The sequence below is a fragment of the Allobosea sp. P4_C6 genome, from assembly GCF_056402015.1.
Window position 1 is genome coordinate 1 of the sequence record NZ_JBFUIF010000010.1, and the last position, 18,462, is coordinate 18,462.

Annotated in this window: 16 protein-coding genes; 3 read left to right on the top strand and 13 right to left on the bottom strand. The window is 66.1% G+C overall.

Going from position 1 to position 18,462, the window contains the following annotated elements; genetic code table 11:
- Positions 1-242: 242 nt before the first annotated feature.
- The 10 genes from AC1DVA_RS09500 to AC1DVA_RS09545 all read right to left on the bottom strand — a co-directional run bounded on the left by AC1DVA_RS09500 (position 243) and on the right by AC1DVA_RS09545 (position 12,351).
- Positions 243-1,016 (bottom strand): hypothetical protein, encoded by a 774-nt coding sequence (locus AC1DVA_RS09500; protein ID WP_476805730.1) that lies wholly within the window; start codon positions 1,014-1,016, stop codon positions 243-245.
- 47 nt (positions 1,017-1,063) lie between these two features.
- Positions 1,064-3,796, bottom strand: coding sequence for a type VI secretion system ATPase TssH (gene tssH, locus AC1DVA_RS09505; RefSeq protein ID WP_476805731.1), 2,733 nt, complete (start codon positions 3,794-3,796; stop codon positions 1,064-1,066).
- A gap of 11 nt (positions 3,797-3,807) precedes the next feature.
- On the bottom strand, positions 3,808-4,872 hold the full coding sequence (gene tssG, locus AC1DVA_RS09510) for a type VI secretion system baseplate subunit TssG (RefSeq protein WP_442864990.1): 1,065 nt from the start codon (positions 4,870-4,872) through the stop codon (positions 3,808-3,810).
- Positions 4,869-6,830: a type VI secretion system baseplate subunit TssF gene (tssF, locus tag AC1DVA_RS09515; protein WP_265053805.1), complete on the bottom strand. Its 1,962-nt coding sequence runs from the start codon at positions 6,828-6,830 to the stop codon at positions 4,869-4,871. The genes tssG and tssF overlap by 4 nt, the downstream gene beginning before the upstream one ends.
- 4 nt (positions 6,831-6,834) lie before the next feature.
- On the bottom strand, positions 6,835-7,383 hold the full coding sequence (locus AC1DVA_RS09520; RefSeq protein ID WP_265053806.1) for a type VI secretion system baseplate subunit TssE: 549 nt from the start codon (positions 7,381-7,383) through the stop codon (positions 6,835-6,837).
- Between the two features lie 58 nt (positions 7,384-7,441).
- Positions 7,442-7,924, bottom strand: a complete 483-nt coding sequence (locus AC1DVA_RS09525) for an Hcp family type VI secretion system effector (RefSeq protein WP_265053807.1) — start codon at positions 7,922-7,924, stop codon at positions 7,442-7,444.
- A gap of 136 nt (positions 7,925-8,060) precedes the next feature.
- A complete protein-coding gene (gene tssC / locus AC1DVA_RS09530) occupies positions 8,061-9,566 on the bottom strand; it encodes a type VI secretion system contractile sheath large subunit (protein ID WP_265053808.1) in 1,506 nt (501 codons plus the stop codon).
- A gap of 58 nt (positions 9,567-9,624) precedes the next feature.
- The gene (tssB, locus tag AC1DVA_RS09535) at positions 9,625-10,155 is read right to left on the bottom strand and encodes a type VI secretion system contractile sheath small subunit (RefSeq protein WP_265053809.1); all 531 of its coding nucleotides are present in this window, start codon (positions 10,153-10,155) and stop codon (positions 9,625-9,627) included.
- A 122-nt stretch (positions 10,156-10,277) separates the two neighbouring features.
- Positions 10,278-11,723 (bottom strand): type VI secretion system protein TssA, encoded by a 1,446-nt coding sequence (locus AC1DVA_RS09540; protein ID WP_476805732.1) that lies wholly within the window; start codon positions 11,721-11,723, stop codon positions 10,278-10,280.
- Positions 11,724-11,793: 70 nt separating this feature from the next.
- Positions 11,794-12,351 carry an OmpA family protein gene (locus AC1DVA_RS09545; protein ID WP_476805733.1) on the bottom strand — a complete coding sequence of 186 codons (558 nt, stop codon included), beginning with the start codon at positions 12,349-12,351 and terminating at the stop codon, positions 11,794-11,796.
- 118 nt (positions 12,352-12,469) lie between these two features.
- On the opposite strand from AC1DVA_RS09545, the gene AC1DVA_RS09550 reads away from it, so the two are divergent.
- The 3 genes from AC1DVA_RS09550 to tagH all read left to right on the top strand — a co-directional run bounded on the left by AC1DVA_RS09550 (position 12,470) and on the right by tagH (position 16,401).
- Positions 12,470-14,329: a type VI secretion system Vgr family protein gene (locus tag AC1DVA_RS09550; protein WP_476805734.1), complete on the top strand. Its 1,860-nt coding sequence runs from the start codon at positions 12,470-12,472 to the stop codon at positions 14,327-14,329.
- Between the two features lie 17 nt (positions 14,330-14,346).
- Positions 14,347-14,895: a DUF6931 family protein gene (locus AC1DVA_RS09555; protein ID WP_265053813.1), complete on the top strand. Its 549-nt coding sequence runs from the start codon at positions 14,347-14,349 to the stop codon at positions 14,893-14,895.
- 117 nt (positions 14,896-15,012) lie between these two features.
- Positions 15,013-16,401 (top strand): type VI secretion system-associated FHA domain protein TagH, encoded by a 1,389-nt coding sequence (tagH, locus tag AC1DVA_RS09560; RefSeq protein ID WP_476805735.1) that lies wholly within the window; start codon positions 15,013-15,015, stop codon positions 16,399-16,401.
- 212 nt (positions 16,402-16,613) lie between these two features.
- Here the strand turns inward: tagH and AC1DVA_RS09565 are convergent, their stop codons facing one another.
- The 3 genes from AC1DVA_RS09565 to AC1DVA_RS09575 all read right to left on the bottom strand — a co-directional run bounded on the left by AC1DVA_RS09565 (position 16,614) and on the right by AC1DVA_RS09575 (position 18,387).
- Positions 16,614-16,967: a RidA family protein gene (locus AC1DVA_RS09565; RefSeq protein WP_265053815.1), complete on the bottom strand. Its 354-nt coding sequence runs from the start codon at positions 16,965-16,967 to the stop codon at positions 16,614-16,616.
- A gap of 62 nt (positions 16,968-17,029) precedes the next feature.
- Complete coding sequence (locus AC1DVA_RS09570) at positions 17,030-17,818, bottom strand: hypothetical protein (protein WP_265053816.1); 789 nt, start codon at positions 17,816-17,818, stop codon at positions 17,030-17,032.
- 68 nt (positions 17,819-17,886) lie between these two features.
- Positions 17,887-18,387: a PAAR domain-containing protein gene (locus AC1DVA_RS09575; RefSeq protein ID WP_265053817.1), complete on the bottom strand. Its 501-nt coding sequence runs from the start codon at positions 18,385-18,387 to the stop codon at positions 17,887-17,889.
- Positions 18,388-18,462: the final 75 nt, after the last annotated feature.

Sequence of the window (18,462 nt, forward strand, 5' to 3'; positions counted from 1 at the left end):
CCGGTCTGGAGGCCGAATGCCGCCCGTCGGCGAAAGCACCGAGAACACCGAAGAGGACTCCCGATCGAACCGCCGCCCAATCGAACTCATCGACTCGCCGGCCTTCCAGCGATCCCAGATCTCAGCCCGCTGGGCCGCCGAATAGTAGATCCGCCGCCGCTGCTTCATCACCCACGCTCCATCTCCAAAGGAAAAGTAGCGTGTTGCGATTACCGATTGAGACCACCGCCGGTTCCAGACGCTCACGGAATCCAGGCCGGCGGGCGCACGATGATGACCTTGCCGGTGCTGTCGACCTGGATGTACTTGCCGTTGGCCCCGGTCTTGACCTCATCCCAGCCGAGCCGGCCATGCTTCGGGCCGAAATGGCCGGAGCCGTCATTGGCGCCGTTGGAATGCGCGATCAGCAGCGCGTCCGGAACCACGTTGTTGTAGGACACCAGCGCGATATGGCCGGGCTTGCGCGTCTCGAGAAGCTGGTCTGTCATCCAGACCACCATGTCGCCGGTCCGCACCTCGTCGAAATCCCAGATCAGCGCGCTGGCGAGGCCGGGCGGCTTGCCCTTCTTGGCCGCACCGACGAGGAACGGGCAGCTCGCGCCACCCGAATATTTGTCGAGGCTGATCCGCTCCAGCTCGCTGTAATAGGCGACGACGAAGCCTGTGCAGTCGACGCCGAGGCTCTGGTCTGCCCAGGCCTGGATCGTGTCCTCCGTCGCCTTTCCGGTCTCCAGCGCAAGGTTCAGGATATGCTCGCAATCGTCGGGGCTGACCTTGCCCATGCTGGCGCGGTTGAAGGCCTTCTTGTCGACGTAGAGCTTTTTCCTGGTCGCTTCCTGCATCACGAGGCCGCGCTTTGTCGCGCCCGCATCGGCATTGTGAATCCCGATCATGTACTTGTTGATCGAGACCGTCGTATCGCCGGCCGGCACGTTCCAGTAGCGGTCGACCCAGGCGCCCGGCGAAGGCGAGGCGTTGGCGATATCCGTCGGGTTGCCGGAATCCGGAACAGCCATGGCAAATCTCCTCGGTGGAGTTGAAACCGGGTGCTAACTCGCCTTGCTCACGCCACCTGATAGGCGAAGCTGCCGTTCTCGACGGAGACCTTAGCTTCGGTCAGCGGCTTCTTCTCGAGCTGCAGATTGAGGATCGCCCGCGAGAGCGCCGGCAGCATCGAGTTGGTGATGATGTTGTCGATCATGCGCCCGCCCGAATCCGGGTCGTTGCACTGCGCGACGATGTGCTCGACCACCGCGTCGTCATAGCCGAAGCTCGCCTTGTGGTTCTCCGCCAGCCGCTTGCCGATGCGCCCGAGCTGGAGCCGGACGATGCCGCCCAGCATCTCCGGCGAGAGCGGATAATAGGGGATGGTGACGAGCCGCCCGATCAGCGCCGGCGGGAAGACCTTGAGCAGCGCCGGCCTGAGCGAGACCGCCAGTTCCTCCGGGTCGGGCTTCGCCGCGCCATTCCCGGCCTGCCTCATGATCTCGTCGGTGCCGACATTCGAGGTCAGGATGATCAGCGTGTTCTTGAAGTCGATGCGCCGGCCGGTGCCGTCCTCCATCTGGCCCTTGTCGAAGACCTGGAAGAACAGCTCGTGCACGTCGGGATGCGCCTTCTCGACCTCGTCGAGCAGCACCACCGAATAGGGCTTGCGCCGCACCGCCTCGGTCAGCCGCCCGCCCTCGCCATAGCCGACATAGCCAGGAGGCGCGCCTTTCAGCGTCGAGACGGTATGCGCCTCCTGGAACTCGCTCATATTGATGGTGATGACGTTCTGCTCGCCGCCATAGAGCGCTTCGGCCAGGGCCAGCGCCGTCTCGGTCTTGCCGACGCCCGAAGGGCCGCAGAGCATGAAGACGCCGATCGGCTTGTTGGGGTTGTCGAGCTTGGCGCGGTTCGTCTCGATCCGCTTGGCGATCATGCCGATGCCATGGCCCTGGCCGACGACGCGCCGGTTCAGCGTCTCGGCGAGGTTGAGCACCGTCTCGATCTCGTCCTTGACCATCCGCCCGACCGGGATGCCGGTCCAGTCCGACACGACGGAGGCGACCGACTGCTCGTCGACATGGGCATAGATCATCCGGTTGGCCGGATCGATCGCGCCGAGCGAGCTGAACTTCTCCTTCAGGCTGGCGCGCGTCGCCTCGGGATCGACTGGCGCTTCAACCGGCGCCGGCCCGGACTGCGTGTCGTCATTGGCGGCAGCGGCCTCGCCGCCGGCCGGCGGGGTCATGCGACCATCCCCCTTGTCGCTGGTCTCCCCGAGCTTGCCGCGCAGCAGGGTGATCTCCTCGACCAGCGCCAGCTCCGAGGCCCAGTCGGCCTCCAGGGCTTCGAGCTTGGTCTTCAGCTCGGCGCTTTCGTCGTCGATCTTGCCGAGCCGCTCGTCGGTGGCGTCGCCGAGATCCTTGTCGGCGACCAGCGCCGCCCTCTCGTTCTCAAGCGCCGAGATCGCAACGCGCGCATCCTCGATCGCAGCCGGCGTCGCAGTCTGGCTGATGGCGACGCGGGCGCAGGCGGTGTCGAGCAGGCTCACGGCCTTGTCGGGAAGCTGGCGTGCCGGGATGTAGCGCGAGGAAAGCGTCACCGCCGCGACGATCGCAGCGTCGGAGATGCGCACCTTGTGGTGCTTCTCCATTGGCCCGATCAGCCCGCGCAGCATGGTGCAGCAGCGCAGCACGTCCGGCTCGTCGACCTGCACCGGCTGGAAGCGCCGGGTCAGCGCCGGGTCTTTCTCGAAATACTGCCGGTATTCCGACCATGTCGTCGCGGCGATCGTCCTGAGCGTGCCGCGCGCCAAAGCGGGCTTCAGCAGGTTCGCGGCATCGCCCGTGCCGGCCTGCCCGCCGGCGCCGATCAGCGTATGTGCCTCGTCGATGAACAGGATCACGGGGGTCGGCGAGGACTGCACCTCGTCGATCACCGAGCGTAGACGCTGCTCGAACTCGCCCTTCATCGAGGCGCCGGCCTGCATCAGCCCGATATCGAGCGCACAGACCTTCACGCCCCTCAGTGGCGGCGGCACGTCGCCCGAGGCGACGCGCTGGGCGAAGCCCTCGGCGATCGCCGTCTTGCCGACGCCGGCCTCGCCGGTGAGGATCGGGTTGTTCTGGCGCCGGCGCATCAGCACGTCGATGACCTGCCGGATCTCGTCGTCGCGGCCGAGGATCGGGTCCATCGTGCCGGAGCGAGCCTTGACGGTGAGGTCCTGCGAGAAGCGGTCGAGCGCCGTGGTGCCCTTCGGTCCGTCGGCAGCCTCGGCACCGGGCGTCCCGGCGGCGCGCAGGCCGGAGCCGTCCATCGGCCGGAGATTCTCCTCGCCCGAGCTTTCCCAGATCTTGCCGTAGCCCGCCGCAAGCTCCTCGACCGGGATCTTGGCGAACTCCTTGGAGAGGCCGGAGAGCGCCCGGCGCAGATCGTTCGACTTCAACGCCGCCACCAGAAGATGGCCTGTCCTGATCTGCGTCTCGCCGAAGAACAGGGTCGCATAGTGCCAGCCACGGTCGAGGATATCGACGATGTGGTTGGCGATGCCCGGCATCTCCGTCTCATTCTTGCGGAAGCCCTCGACGACACCGCCCAGATCCATCAGCAGCCGGGCGCGATCGAGCTTGTAGTGGTCCGCCGTCAGGGTGAGGTCGTTCGCGCTGCCCTGCAGGATCTGGACGAGCCAATGCGCCAGCTCGACATTGCGGTTGCCCGCTCCCTTGGCCTGCCTGAGAGCCTGAAGGAAGCTGTCGTAGCCGACGCGGTTGAGCTTGCCCGTGACGGATTCGAGGCTGATATCGGCCATGGTCGTCCCCTTCAGTGTCCGGCGGTCGCAGTGCGGCTTCGTTTCAGGCGCAGGCTTTCGGCGGGATGGAAGCGGGCGTCGCGGCGCAACGCGCCGGGCTCGACATCCCAGTTCGGCGCCATCCAGCTCGTCCAGCCGAGATGGCCGGATCGCCCGAGCCGCACCGGTTTCACCTCGCCGACCGGCAAGGCGAGCTCGACATCCCATTCGAACTGCTCGCCGAGATGGAAGAACACCGCATCGGCCAGCGGCTCGCAGCGGTCGCCGTTGGGCAGGAAGCGCTCGAACTGCGCGAGGTCGCCAGCCACGATCTTCACGCGGAACTTGTCCTCGACGCTATAGACGCTGGCCCCAAGCAGCGCGTCGCCTCCCAGCGTGCAATGTGCGCCGCCGAGCCGTGTCCGGTCGGCGGGATCGAAGACGAGCCGCATGCCGACGAACTGTTCGATCTCGACATCCGCCTTGAACAACCCCGCCAGGAAACGCCTGAGCCGCGAGGCCGATTTCGCCTGCGCGCCAATCAGCCCTGCATGGGCGAGCTTCTCGGCATCGGGAACGCTGTCCCGGCCGGCATAGGGCTTCGAGCCCAGCCCGACCGTGCTGCCGATGTAGGCGGCGAAGCGGTCGAGATCGGGCCGGTCATGCTGCGCGATCGGCCGCGAATCCGCCCAGGCTCGATAGAACAGCTGCAGGAAGCGGTGGTTGAAGATGTCGAGGAATCGCGGGAAGGCGTCGTCCCGCGCGATCTGCCAGTGGTAGGTCTCCTCGGTCGTCGCCAGCGGCAGCGCGCCCTGTGGCCCGAGCAGGCCGAGGAACTTGACCAGCAGCCGCAGACGCCCCTGCCCGTCGCGATCGGCCTCGGCGATGCTGGAGGCCGGAAAGTCGAGATAGGCCGGCTCGCCCAGCGCGACATATTCGTCCCGCCGCGCCGCGACGTCGCCGATCTTGCCCCGCTCCGGAAAGCTGCGCTCCAGCCGGCGCATCACCGCATAGAAATCGAAGCGCCAGGGCTCGGCCTCCAGCCGCGCCTGGTAGCTCGGCGCCTTCTCCAGCGGGTTGGCCGGTTCCTCGCTCACAGGATGCGCCTCGAACCGGCCCGCGGCGGAAAGCGCATGACTTCGCCGCGCTCCACCGTACGGATCACCGTCTGGGTGAAATGGTTCATCGCTGCGTATTCGGCGAAGAAGCGGTCGAGCGCCGCGCCCAGCAGGAAGACGCCCGAGCCTTCGAAGGCCTTCTCGTCGAGCAGCACGGTGATCTCGAGCCCGCGCGCCGCGCCCGTCCCCGCCCGCTGCGGAAAGCGCCGCACGACGGCCCGGCTGTCGACGCTCTTGATGCCGCGGATGCGCCGCTCGGTCGCGCTGTCGGCGAGGTCGGCGAAAAGCGAGAGCAGCTCCCGCAACGCCTCGCCGTTCTGGCCCGCACCGCGCTGGACGAGGCCGAGCTGGTTGAGGCTGAGCAGGTTGATCAACCGCCAAGTGACGACACCCGTGCTCGCCGTCTCCGCCCGCAGCTTGAGCTGGGAGACGATCGGCTCGCGCGGCGGCGTCGGCCCGGCAAGGCAGGAGACATCCAGCGAGACATTGTCGATCAGCCGGAAATCGGCCCCGCCGATGCCGGTCGGCAGATGCTCGGTCAGGTGCCGGTTCGAGCAGAGCGCGCGCACGCTGAGCTCGGCGACCGATGCGGTTTCCGAAAGGCTCGCCGGCTCGACCAGCGAGATGAACATCTCCGTACCCGTATAGTCGGAGGCGCGGCCCTGCCGACGCTCGGCGGAGGAGCGCCGGCGCGGCAGCCGGCGCTGCGTGTAGTGCAGGCCATGCACCGGCGAAGCGCCTTCCGGCGATGAATAGAGCGGATGGACCGGCTGCTTCTCGCGCCCGCCGATATAGTGGGCGTGGACCGAGAGAACGCTGTGCGGCTCGTAGTCGAGCGCCCGGCTGCGATCCGGCACGACATGGAACTCGTGCTGGTTCGTCTTCACCGGGATGCGGTCGGCCGTCTTCTCGAAGAGGTTGATCGCGGGCGCTGCGTAAAGCGCGAACATCTCCTTGCGCACGGCGCCCGGCAGCCGCGTATTGACCTCGTCGAAGACGAAGATCAGCTCGACCGTCTTCGCGGTGAGCTTCGGCAGGACCCTGTTCAGCCCCTCCAGCCGGAAGCCGAGGAACTTGCGCGGGAACCAGAAGAGTTCGCGCAGCAGCTCGAAGCCGCGGAAGACTCGCGTATCGGCCGGCAGCAGCGCCTCGTCTTCGTCGAAGCCGATCTGCTCGAGCCGGCAATCCTCGCCCGGCGTCACCACCGGATCGCCGAAGGCGTCGAGATGGCGGAAATGCAAGCCGATGCAGTTCGCGAAGAGCTGCTCGTAGAGCGCGACCGCGTCGCCCTCCCCGCCGAGGAGATGGAAGCTCAATTCGCGGGCGCGGCAGCCGGCAAACCAGCTCGCCGGATTCTTGAGCGCGTCCGCCGCGGAGGGCTCCTGCTCGCGATCGGCCATGACGCGATGGGTCAGCGTCAGGCGCAGGCCCGCCAGAGCGCGCGGACCGACCTTGAGACCGAGCGCCTGCAATGAGCCGGGTGCCGGGATGTACTCCGCCGCCGTAACCTCGAAGGGCCAGAGCATGATATCGGAGCCGAGGCGGTAGCGGCAGGCGACGCGGCGCTCGCGCTCGAGATAGGTCGCATCGACATAGGAGCCGCGCGGAATGCGGACACCCTCGCGAAGGCCGGGATCGGAATAGGGCGGCTCGATGCCCGCCAGCAGCGCCGAAGGCGTCGGTGCCAGGTAGTTCGGCAGCAGCTGCTCAAGCAGGTTGTTGGTGAACTCGGGAAACTCGTGCTTCAGCTTGAGCTGCACGCGGGCGGCGAGGAAGGCCGCGCCCTCCAGCAGGCCCCCGACCATCGGGTCCATGCGCTCGCCGGCGAGCCCGCCGAGCCGCTCGGCAATGCCGGGATACTCCTCGGCGAACTCCTTGCTGTGCTCCATGAAGAGCCGGAGTTCCTGGTTGTAGAGGTCGAGAAACTCCTGGTTCATCGCGTCAGCGTCCCTTGATCGCGATCTTGCCGGTGTCGAGCTCGAGATCGGCGACGAACTGCACGGGCACGTTGAGCGGCTCGCAGTTGAGGTCGGCCCGGACCAGGAAGCGCACCTTGAGTTCCGCCGGATCCACCGTCTGGTCGCGCTCCACGGCGATCGACTTGCGGATCAGGCGCGGCTCGTAGCCGATCAGCACATCCGCCAGATCCTCGCGGATCGCATCGACGCGGTGCTCGTCGATCGACAGCCGCGTCATGTCGGGGAAGCCGTGGTTGAGCACGGACCGGCGGACATGCTCCAGCCCCGAGAGATCGAGCGCGGAAGCCAGGTTGATCGTGTTCACCAGCGCGTCCAGATCGATGCTGATCTCGCGCCTGAGCTTCTGCTCGGTGATCGCCGCGCGCGGCGCGGCGCGGCGGTTCGCGATCACGCGTTCGCCGCCCTCGTCCCGCAGGTCGAGCGCGGTCCTCGCATCCTTTTCCAGATGCGCCTCCCGGAATGCGAACATCAAAGGCGGCCGCAGCCGCTTCTTCGAGATCGGATCGGCCATCATGTCCTGTCCGGCAGTAGTGCGCCGGTTCCGGAGACCCGGAACCGGCGCACTGTCCTCACTTCGCGTTGGCCTTGATGTCCCAGGTCATCGTTATCGGCGCATCGAGCGCGCCGTCCTGCTTTTGCGGCTTATATTCGTATTTGATCTTCGCGTAGTTCAGCGAGAACTGGTCGGTCGGGATGCTGGTCCCGCCGGCCGCGTCGCCGGACTGGTAGCTCGACACCAGCAGGTCCTCCAGCGTCACGACATAGTAGTCCTGCTGCGTCTCGCCCTGCTTGCGGACATAGAGCACGGCCTTCTTGATGTGCTTGCCGCTGGCGCAGGACAGCGCCAGGTTCGCCGACGCCTTGCCGACCGACGAGGTGAAGTGAATGTCCTGGAAGCTCGCCTTGCCGGCRCCACCGCCGGCGTTGGATGCATGCGAGCCGGCATTGCTGACGCCCCAGGAGAAGGAATCGACCTCGATCGTGTCCTTGTGGTTCTTGTCCTTGCTTTCGCCCTTGATGCCATCGATCTCGAGCAGGAAGTCGCTAGCCATGTTTACCTCCAAGGTGGAATGTTGTGACGCTCGCTGGTGCGAACGGGTTTGGGGACGCACTTCTCCTGTCGCGCCGCCTCGACCGGCCGGCGCGCCGAAGATTCTCGTTGGCCATCACCTGCTGATCAGGTGACGGTCACTGCTTGGGAGCTGGCAGTCGCGAGACCAGGCTCAGGCCGATATCCATGCCTTCGAGCTGGAAGTGCGGCCGCAGATAGAACTTGGCCGAGTAGTAGCCAGGGTTCTCCTCGTCCTCGAAGACGTCGATGCGCGCATCGGAGAGCGGGCGCCGCGCCTTCGTCTCTTCGCTGGAATTGACCGGATCGCCGTCGACATAGTCGGTGATCCACTCCTGCAGCCAGCGGCGCAGCGGCTCCTTTTCCTTGTAGGAGCCGATCTTGTCGCGAACCATGCACTTCAGGTAGTGCGCGAAGCGCGAGACCGCGAACATGTAGGGCAAGCGCGCCGACAGGTTGTCGGAGGCTGTCGCCGCCACCCCGTCCGGCCCCGAGAAGGCCTTGGGCTTGTAGAGCGACTGCGCACCGATGAAGGCCGCCTTGTCGGTGTTCTTGCGATGGATCAGCGGGATCAGGCCGGATTTGGCCAGCTCCGCCTCGCGCCGGTCGCTGATCGCGATCTCGGTCGGGCATTTCAGGTCGATGCCGCCATCGTCGGTCGGGAATGTGTGGGTCGGCAGGTTGAGCACCTCGCCGCCCGACTGGACGCCGCGGATGCGGGTGCACCAGCCATATTCCTTAAAGGCGCGGTTGATGTTGACGGCCATGGCATAGGCCGCGTTCATCCAGGCGTAATTCTCGCCCTTGTGGCCGTCGGTGTCTTCCTCGAAGGCGAACTCCTCGACCGGCTCGGACTTGGCGCCGTAAGGCACCCGCGAGAGCACCCGCGGCAGGCACAGCCCGACATAGCGGGAGTCGGCCGCGTCGCGCAGGCCCTTCCAGGCCGCGTAGTCCGGCGTGTCGAAGACCTTGCCGAGATCGCGCGGGTTGGAGAGTTCCGTCCAGCTGTCCATGCCCATCAGGGTCGGCTCGGCGCCGGCGAAGAAAGGAGCATGCGCCGCCGCGGCCACCTTCGACAGATCGCGCAGGAGCTGCACGTCGGTCGGTACATGGCTGAAGTGGTAGTCGCCGACCAGGCAGCCGAAGGGCTGGCCGCCGAGCTGACCGAACTCCTGCTCGTAGACCTGCTTGAACAGCGGGCTCTGGTCCCAGCGCGCGCCGGGATAGGTCTTGAGATTGCGCGCCAGCTCGTTCTTCGAGACGTTCATCACCTTGATCTTCAACTGCGCGTCCGTCTCGGAGTTGAAGACGAGGTAGTTGAGGCCGCGCCAGGCGCTCTCGATCTTCTGGTATTCCGGTGCGTGCAGCACCGCGTTCATCTGCTCGGTCAACTTGGCGTCGAGCCGGGCGATCATCTCCTCGATCGTGTCGATGACGTCGCCCTTGATCAGGGTCTGATCCGCCAGCGCCTGGTTGACCAGCGTCGCGACCGCGTTCTCGACCTCGGTCGCCGCCCTTTCGGTCTTCGGTTTGAAACTCTGCTTCAGGACTGCCGAGAAATCATCGATCTCGCGGGTCTCTACAGCCGCGCCACCGGGCTGCTGGGTTTGTGCTTCCGCTGCCATTGCCGCCTCGCTTGCTTAACCGCCTGGCAGACCCGCAGCGGCGGGCCCGCACCCATGATCAATTCTGCTTCTTGTCCTCGGCAGGCTCGCTCTTGCCGAGCCTGTCCTTGAGGGTGGCCATCAGCTGCGGGTCGGCGAGCAGCGCCTTGATCTGGTCGCTCGCGGCCATCTTGCCGTCCATGTAGCGCAGCAGATTGGCGAGTTGCTCGCGCGCCTCCAGCAGCTTCGCCGTCGCCGGGATCTGGCGGGCGACCGCAGCCGGGTTGAAATCCTCGAACTTCGAGAACTTCAGCGCCACCGACAACTTCTCGTTGCTGTCGTCGCCGAGCTTGTTGGCGACGTTGAAGGACACGGCAGGCTCGATCGCGGCCATGCGCTGATCGAAATTGTCCATGTCGAAATCGAGGAACTTGCGCTGGGAGATTTCCGGCTTCTCGATCGCCGAGGCGTTGCCGGAGAGATCGGCCAGCACGCCCATCACGAAGGGCAGCTCGATCTTCTGCTCGGCGTTGTACGGATCCTCATAGGTGATGTGCACCCGAGGCGGCCTGTTGCGGCGGATGAACTTCTGTCCTGAATCCCCGGCCATGTGACGTGCCCCTCTGCATCCGTGCCACGCCGACGTAACGTGACATCCTATCCGTTTTCGTCCGTCATCGATATAGTCGCGCCATCGCGACGGAAGGTTCAAAGCAAAGGCAAAAAACTGACCTAGCTGTCGGTCTCCGGAACCTGAGCGACGTCTGGCAGGATATTGCCCAGAAGAGACATGAAATCATGCTGCGCCAGAGCGCAGGCCTTGTCCATCAAGAGCGGCGTCGGATGCGAGGGCTCGACCCGCCGATAGAAGGCGGCGACCGCCCTCATCGCGTCCACGGCCTCGCTGCGGCTGCCGATCGCGATAGCGGATGCTGCGACAGGCGGCGCGGGAGCGACCTCGATCGCCGCAGGCTCGCCGGCTTCGGCGTCGTCCTCCACCGCTTGTTCGTCATCGCCATCGTTTCCGTAGCCGCTATCCTCGGCCTCATCGGACGCTTCGGCGTAGCCCTGATCGGCTTCGCTCTCCGCCTCGTAGCCATCCGGCGCCGGCAAGCGTTCGAGCGGCAGCCGAAATCGGCGCAATTCGCCGATCTCGATGACAGCCTTGTCGACATGCTCGGGAAACATGATCTGGATGACCTCGATCAGCGACTTTCCGATCAACTGCTGGGCTTGTCCGATCAGCAGGACCGCCGGGCTGGAAGGCTCGGTTTTGCGAAAGTAGCCGAGGCAGGCCGAGAGCGTATCCTTCACTTGGAGGATGTTCGAAACGCTGCCGGGACCGAAGCTTGCGGCGCTCGCTGCCGGCACCGGCGCGCCGCTCGCCACTGGCGCTGCACCGGCCGATTGATGGCCCGGAATGCGCCGTGCGACTGCAGCGTCCAGAAAGGCGGCGATCTGGTCCAGAAGCGCCGCCAGGCGCGGAAAGCCGAGCGGATGATCGACACCGACCTTCTCGAGCCAGACCATGCGCATGCGGGCGAGCGCATCGCGCGCGGCGCTGACATGACCGAGTATCGCCGTCAGGTCCTCCGGCTCGACATCGCCCAGCGCCGCCTGGATGGCTCCGGCATCGGGATGCTGCTCGCCCTCGACGAGACGGGTCTCGCCGCTGGCGACGAGCTGGCTGCGGAAGGCGAAAGGGCCGATCCGGCGGCTGACGAAGAGCGGCGCATGCTGCAGCGGCAGCACCACGGTCGCCAGTTCGTCGAGGCCCTGGAGTGCGACTTCGCGCATGACGAAATCGCCATCCATCGCCCGCGGATGAACCTCCTCCCAGTAATCGCCGAGGAGGTCCGCCATGGTTGAGAGGCTGGCTGCGAAACCCGGAACGTCGCGGTTGAGGATCGTCAGCTTCGCGCCGAGCACGAGCACGCGCAGGTCGCGCGAGCGCTCCAGCAGCTTGCCGAGATCGGCGAAGGCAGTCGGAAACTCGATGCCGCTGCGATCGAAAGCGACCTGCCGCCCATCATCGTCGCGGCGGAAATACGACGCCGGCAGCGCGACCTCGAGCCGCGCCGTGACATTCATGAAGTCGGTATCGTCCTCGAGATCCGGCCCGCAGGGTTCGTCGGCCGAAACCGGCTTCGTCAGTTCGGCAAAATTCAAGGCCGCCATCGCTCTCCCCGCTTGCAGGATCGGCAGCCCGGACAGGACCGGCGCCGCCTCGGCTGTCTGGCCTGGCCGGTTATTCGGTGCGCAGGCGGGTCTCGACGCGGCGATTGTCGCCGGACAGCGGATCGGGCGCGATCGGCCGGCTCTGGCCGTATCCCCTGGCGACGAGCCTGGTGGGGCTCACGCCGCGATCCCCGAGATAGCGGACCACGGCCTGCGCGCGGCGCTGCGACAGGCTGAGATTGTAGCCGGGCGTGCCGGCCGCATCGGTATGCCCCTCGACCATGAAGCTCTGGGCGGAGAGTTGCGGTGTCTTCAGCGCCTTGGCGAACTCGTCGAGATTGAGCTTCGCCTCGGGCTCGAGCACGTCGGAATTGTATTTGAACTTGACGACGAGATCGAAGGCGCTCGGCGGCTTGGCCACCTCGACGACATGGCCAGCCTTGGCGCATTCGGCCTCGGTGCCGACGCACAGGCCGCGCGTCACCGCGGGCTTGGGCACAGCCGCCGGCCCGAAATGCTTGACGATGTCGTCGGCCTTGTAGGTCTGCGCTCCGGCCGTTGCCGCCATGGTGAGAACCCCGAGGCTGATCAGAGCGACCAATGTGATGAAGCCGGACTGCTTGCGCATGGGAACCCTCCCGATAAGTTGCGCCATTCGGCGTATGAAGACTTTAGGAGTCGACGATGACTCTCCATGTTAGTTACGTCAAGGCAAAAATAGGTTCAATCGGCGAGAGGTTTTGTTGATGACTGCCAATCTAGGGCAAGGTCAAAGAACCGCGTCATTCACGACGCCGTCTGGCCAAGATAAATTTACACTTATCAAGTTTGAAGCCAGCGAAGCTTTGAGCGAGTTATTTACATACAACATCGAGGCGGCGAGCAAGACGGACAACGCCGACCTGCAAAGCATGATGAGCGAGAAATGCTCGATCAAGTTCACGCTGAAGAACAAGAGCGAGCGCGTGCTGAACGGCACGCTGGTCGACGCGCAGTGGCTCGGCGAACAGGACGATCTCTACATCTATCGCTTCACGCTCAGACCCTGGCTCTGGTTGCTCTCGCAGCGGGCCGACTGCCGGATCTTCAAGAACAAGAGCGCGATCGACATCATCAAGGAGATCTTCGGCAAGGAAGGCTCGGCGAGCTTCGATGACCGCACCAGCGAGACGCTGCAGCCAATCGACTACTGCGTGCAGTATCGCGAAACCGATCTGGATTTCGTGCTGCGGCTGATGGAGCAGTACGGCATCTATTATTATTTCAAGCACAGCGACGGCGACCACAAGCTCGTGCTCTGCGATTCCCGCTCCGCTCACGACCAGGTCACGGCCGCAGCCGAGCCGAGCTTCCAGGGCGATGCCTCGGCCTATTCATTGGTCAAGCAGGGCAACCGCTTCCCGCGCTCGCAGGTCGAGCACCTCACCCACTGGTCGACGATGCGCCGCCTGCGCACCGGCAAATTCGAGCTCAAGGACTACGACTTCGAGAAGTCGGAATCGGACCTCACCGCCCGTGCCGAAGAGGGCTTTCCCAAGGCCAAGTCCTACGAAGCCTATGACTACCCCGCCGCCTACACCAAGCGCGACCAGGGCGAGCATTTCGCTCGCGTCATGGCCGAGGCCGAGCAGGCCAGGGACGACCGGCGCCATGCCGGTGGCGACGCCGCAAGCCTCTATCCCGGCGCCCTGATGAAGCTCGCGGACCATCCGGCCGGCACCGAGAATGTCGAGTACCTCGTTGTCCGGGCAACCCATGCCTTCGGCGTCCAGAGCTATCGTTCCTCCTCCCGGCAGGACGAGGCGCTCTATCACGGCTCCTACGAACTCCAGAAATGCGAGCGGCGCTTCCGCGCGCCCATCGTCACGCCGCGCCCCACCGTCTACGGGCCGCACACCGCCAAGGTGGTCGGCGAGCGCAACCAGGGTGAGGAAGGCGACATCGACGTCGACGAATACGGCCGGATCTGGCTGCGCTTTCATTGGGATCGCGAGGACGGCTCGACCTCCTGCCGCACCCGCGTCGCGCAGATGTGGGCCGGCAAGGGCTGGGGCGGCCAGATCATCCCGCGCATCGGCCAGGAGGTGATCGTCGAGTACATCGAGGGCAACCCCGACCTGCCGCTCGTGGTCGGCGCGGTCGTCAACGACCAGCACAAGCCGCCCTATGAACTGCCGGCGAACAAGACCCAGTCGGGCCTGAAATCGGAATCGACCGATGGAGCCGGCTTCCCCGACACCTACAACGAGATCAAGTTCGAGGACCGCAAGGACCACGAGGTCTTCGAAATGCATGCCGAGAAGGACCACAAGGTCGTCGTCAACAACATCGAGACGCGCGAGATCGGCGAACGCTACCAGGACGGCGGCTATTCGCGAAAGACGACGCTCAAGAAGGGCGACGACAGGCTCGACGTCGAAAACGGCAAGATCGACGTCGAGGCGCTGACCGAGATCAATCTCAAGGTCGGCGAGAGCAAGATCAAGATGACGCCCGGCAGCATCGAGATCACCTCGCCGAGCATCAGGATCAAGAGCGTCGGCATGACCGAGGTGGGCAGCGATGGCACCGTCGTGATCAAGGCCCCCATGATAACGATCAACTGAGAATGGCCGGGGCCTCCATGTCACGCCTGCGCTTCAGCACCGCCCGCGAGGTGTTCGAGACCTTTCCCTCGGCGCACGAGGCCGTCACGATGCCGCCGACCACGGAGCCGCCGCTTGCCTTCCTTGCCCGGCTGATCAGGGGCCCGGCGCCGTCGGAGGCGGTCGGCTTCTGCGCCTTCCTGCTTCCGCGGCGCGAAACCGTCTGGTGGGCGCTGCAGGCCGTGCGTGCGATGCAGCCGCCCGGCACGCAGGATCCCGGCCTCGCCGCCGCCGAAACCTGGGTGCGCGAGCCCGGAGACCGCACCCGCTTCGACGCGCTGAAGCTCGCCCAAACGGGCGACCGCGCCCGGCCGGGCACCTGGGTCGCCTGGGCGGCCGGGTATTCCGGCGGCAGCATGATCGAAAGCCACGGCGTGCCCTGCCCGCCCGACCTCACCGCCAAGATGGCGCGCATCGCCGTGCTCAACGCGATCAATCGCCTGCCCTCACGCGACCGCGAGGGCGCATTGCATCGCTGCGTCGAAGCATGCATTCGTTTGGCTGAAGACGATGCCGGCAAGCGCTAGAGCATCGGCCCGAAAAGTGGGGCCCGGTTTTCGGAGAAAGCCGATGCAAAATCAAAGAGCTACAGCATCGGTCCGAGTACGATATTCGGTTCGATGCTGTAGAAGCGGTTCGCTACCATGGCGCTGACACTGACGATCGAGAACGAGACCTCCCTGCCGGATGGCGGCCCGCTGAGCGTGACCGCCAGCGGCGGGCGCGGCCTCGACATCGGCCGCGACCAGCATCTCGACTGGGCTCTGCCAGATCCCACCCGCGCCATCTCCGGCCGCCACTGCGAAATCCGCTTCCGCGACGGCGCCTGGTGGCTGCGCGACATTTCGACCAATGGCACTTTCGTCAATGGCGGCGATCATCGCGTGCAGTCGCCCTATCGGCTCCAGAACGGCGACCGGCTCGAAATCGGCCACTACGTCATCGCCGTCGTGATCGACGACGATGCCGGTCAGGCTCCGGCCCAATCCCTCGCCCCGCCGCCCTATGTGGCCCAGCCGGAATCGCTCTGGGCGGCGAGCGAGGAAGCTGCGCCGCCGATTTCGCGCCGGGAGCTGATGCCGCCCAGCCACGCTAAACCGGTCCATGCCAGCTTCATCGACTGGGCTACGGACATCCCTGTGCCCGATGCAGGGCCTCCTCCGCCACCGGCCACTCCGGGCTGGCCCGCGCCGGCCGCGCAAGGGGACGACTTTGCCTGGGCGCCGATGCAGCCGTCGCCGGTCGCCCCCGTCGAACCCATCGCGCCGATCCCGACGCCACGCCGCCCGGCCCCGAGCAGCGCGCCTGCCGCAAACCCCTGGGACGAGCCGGGCATCGACCCGGTCCCGGCCGATGCGGCAACCGAACCACAGCCGGCTCCTCCTCTGGCTTTCGCGCCCGAACCTCCCTTCGCAGCCGAAAGCGCCGCGCAGCCCGCAGCCGCAGCGCCGATCTCGATGGGCGAGTTCATGCAGCGCTTCGCCAAGGGCGCCGGCGTCTCGCCGCAGTCGCTGTCGTCGCAGGACCCCGGCGCCTTCGCCGAGCAGCTCGGCGGGCTGATGCGGCTGATCGCGGAGGAGCTCAAGGGCCTGCTCGCCGCCCGCGCCGAGAGCAAGCGCATCGCCCGCAGCACCAACCAGACGATGATCCAGGCGCAGGACAACAACCCGCTGAAGTTCTCGCCGACCGTCGACGATGCCCTGCAATTGATCTTCGGCCAGCCGCGCAGCGGCTATCTCGACGCCAGGCGCGCCTTCGACGAGAGCTTCCGCGACCTCAAGGCCCACCAGATCAAGACCTATTCGGCCATGCAGCATGCGCTGAAGATGCTGGTCGAGGACCTCGACCCCCAGGCGGTCGCCGAGAGCACCGCGCAGGACGGCGGCATCGGCGGCCTGATCGGCTCGCGCAAGGCGAAGATGTGGGACGCCTATGTCGCCCGTTGGGAGGCCAAGACAGCCCCTTACGAAAACGGGCTGGTCGACGCCTTCATGATCTATTTCGCCGAGTGCTACGACCGCGGCGGGAAATGACGGCCGGGTTATGCGGCCGTCATGCTCGGGCTTGACCCCAATCACCTCCACACCGTCATTCCGGGGCGGGCCGCAGGCCTGAGCCCGGAATCCAGAACCGATGCCGCCCATCGGAAGGGCGGCGGCATCCGGTCACTTCCTTGCCGAAGCGCATCGGTTCTGGGTTCCGGGCCCATTGCTTCGCAATGTCCCGGAATGACGAGAGGTATCCGTCAGCGCTTCGCCGCCACCGCTGTGATCTCGATGCCGTAACCGGGCGAGGCGAGCTTCGCCTCGACGGTCGCACGCGCCGGCGCATGGCCTGCCGCCACCCACTTGTCCCAGACAGCGTTCATCTCGCCGATCTTGCCGATATCGGTGAGGAAGATCTGGACGCTGAGGATGCGCTCCTTGCTGCTGCCGGCCTGCGCCAGCGTGTCCTCCAGCAGCGCCAGCACCTCTTCCGTCTGCTCGGTCAGGGAAGCGCCCTCGGTCTTCTCCGGCACATGGCCGGCGAGGAAGACGATGCCGTTGAAGATGGCGGCGTCGCAGTAGCGGGCGGCCAATCCGATGCGTTCGATGGTCATGGGCTTGCGTCCTGTCGCGCGAGAAAATGGAAGCGCCCGCTTGGCCCGCCCGTCCGCGTCGGTCAAGCCGTTGGCAGCGCCAGGATCTCGCGGATCGCCCGGAGCTGAAGCTGGCGCGGCTCCTCGTCCATAGCCGCCTTGTAGTAGCCGAGGATGCTGAGCTGCTCGTAGGTCGCCCAGATCGACTCGTCCTCGAAAGCGGCCACCCGCTCCTCCAGGTTGAGGATCATGCCGTATTCGACGCCGCCGGGCTCGCCATAGACGATCGGCGGCGGCGTCGGCTTGCTGCGCTTCTGGGCTTCTGCCGCGGCGAAGGCCGCGAGCGCACCGGGATGCCAGAACTGCTCGTAAGCGGCGACGATGTCTGTCGCCGCGTCGCCCCTCGTCGCCAGCACGCGCCGGCAGGCCGCTGCGAAGGCGTCGGTCAGGCCGTTCGCCTCGGCGGCCGAATCGGCCTTGTTGTAGTCGGCCCGCAGCGGCTCGACATAGCCGAAGAGGTTTTCGAGCTGCCGCGCCGCCGGCCCCGACAGGAACAGCCAGGGAAAGGCACCATCGATCGAGATCTGCCCCGGCAGCAGATGGGCGGCCTGCTCGCCGTCATCAGCCCGGAAGAACTGGCGCACGGCCGCCGTGCAGCTGACGTTCGGCACCGGCAGCATCGGCCGCTTGCGCCGGGCGGGATCGCGGATCAAGGCCATGAAGCACAAAGTCTCGGCGATGCGGCCGTTGCGGGCCGTGCCGTGGTTCAGCGCCCGACGCTGATCGGAGGAGAGCCGCTGCACGATCTTGTGGCGGAAGCGCTCGCTCTTGGCCTCCTGGCGATCGGGAACGGTCCGGTTATTCTTGCCCATCGCACCCACTGAAGAAGAAAATGCTTGAGGATCAGCCGCTTGCGCCGTTTTCCTGAATCAATTCGCGATCATCCGCCGATGATGACAGTCGGCAACCCTATGACGATCTTGTTGGGCGGGCCGAGCGCCTCGGTGATCGTGTCGCCCACCCGGCAAGCCGGCAGGTTGTTGATCAGCACGGTCTGCGAACCGTCGATGACGACGCCGGGCCCATGCGGCTGCGGCGGCATCAGGGTCAGGCAGTTATGGATGTCGGCGCCGCCCGAAGCGCCGGTGATGGTCGAGCTCATCGCCGAGAGCGCAGCCGTCTTGGCTGCCTCCTCCGCCGCCTTGGCGGCGGGCGCACCCGGTGTTCCGGCCGCCGCCAGCGTCGCGGCGGCAGCAACCTGAAGTGTCGTATCGGACGCCGCCTTGGCGGACTGGATGGCGGCTGCCGCGGCCGCCGGCACGCCGCGCCAGGCCGGCAGGCTGCCGATCAATACGTTGGGGCTGCCCGGCCCCGGCTGCAGGATGCCCGGCAGCGGGTGGATCACGGGGTCGAGGATGCGGGCGGCCGGTCCCTTGGGCATGCGTCGCTGGCTCCCGGGCGGATTCGTTGCTGTCAGCACTGCCGCGAAATTCTCGGCGCCGCATCCTTCAAGTCA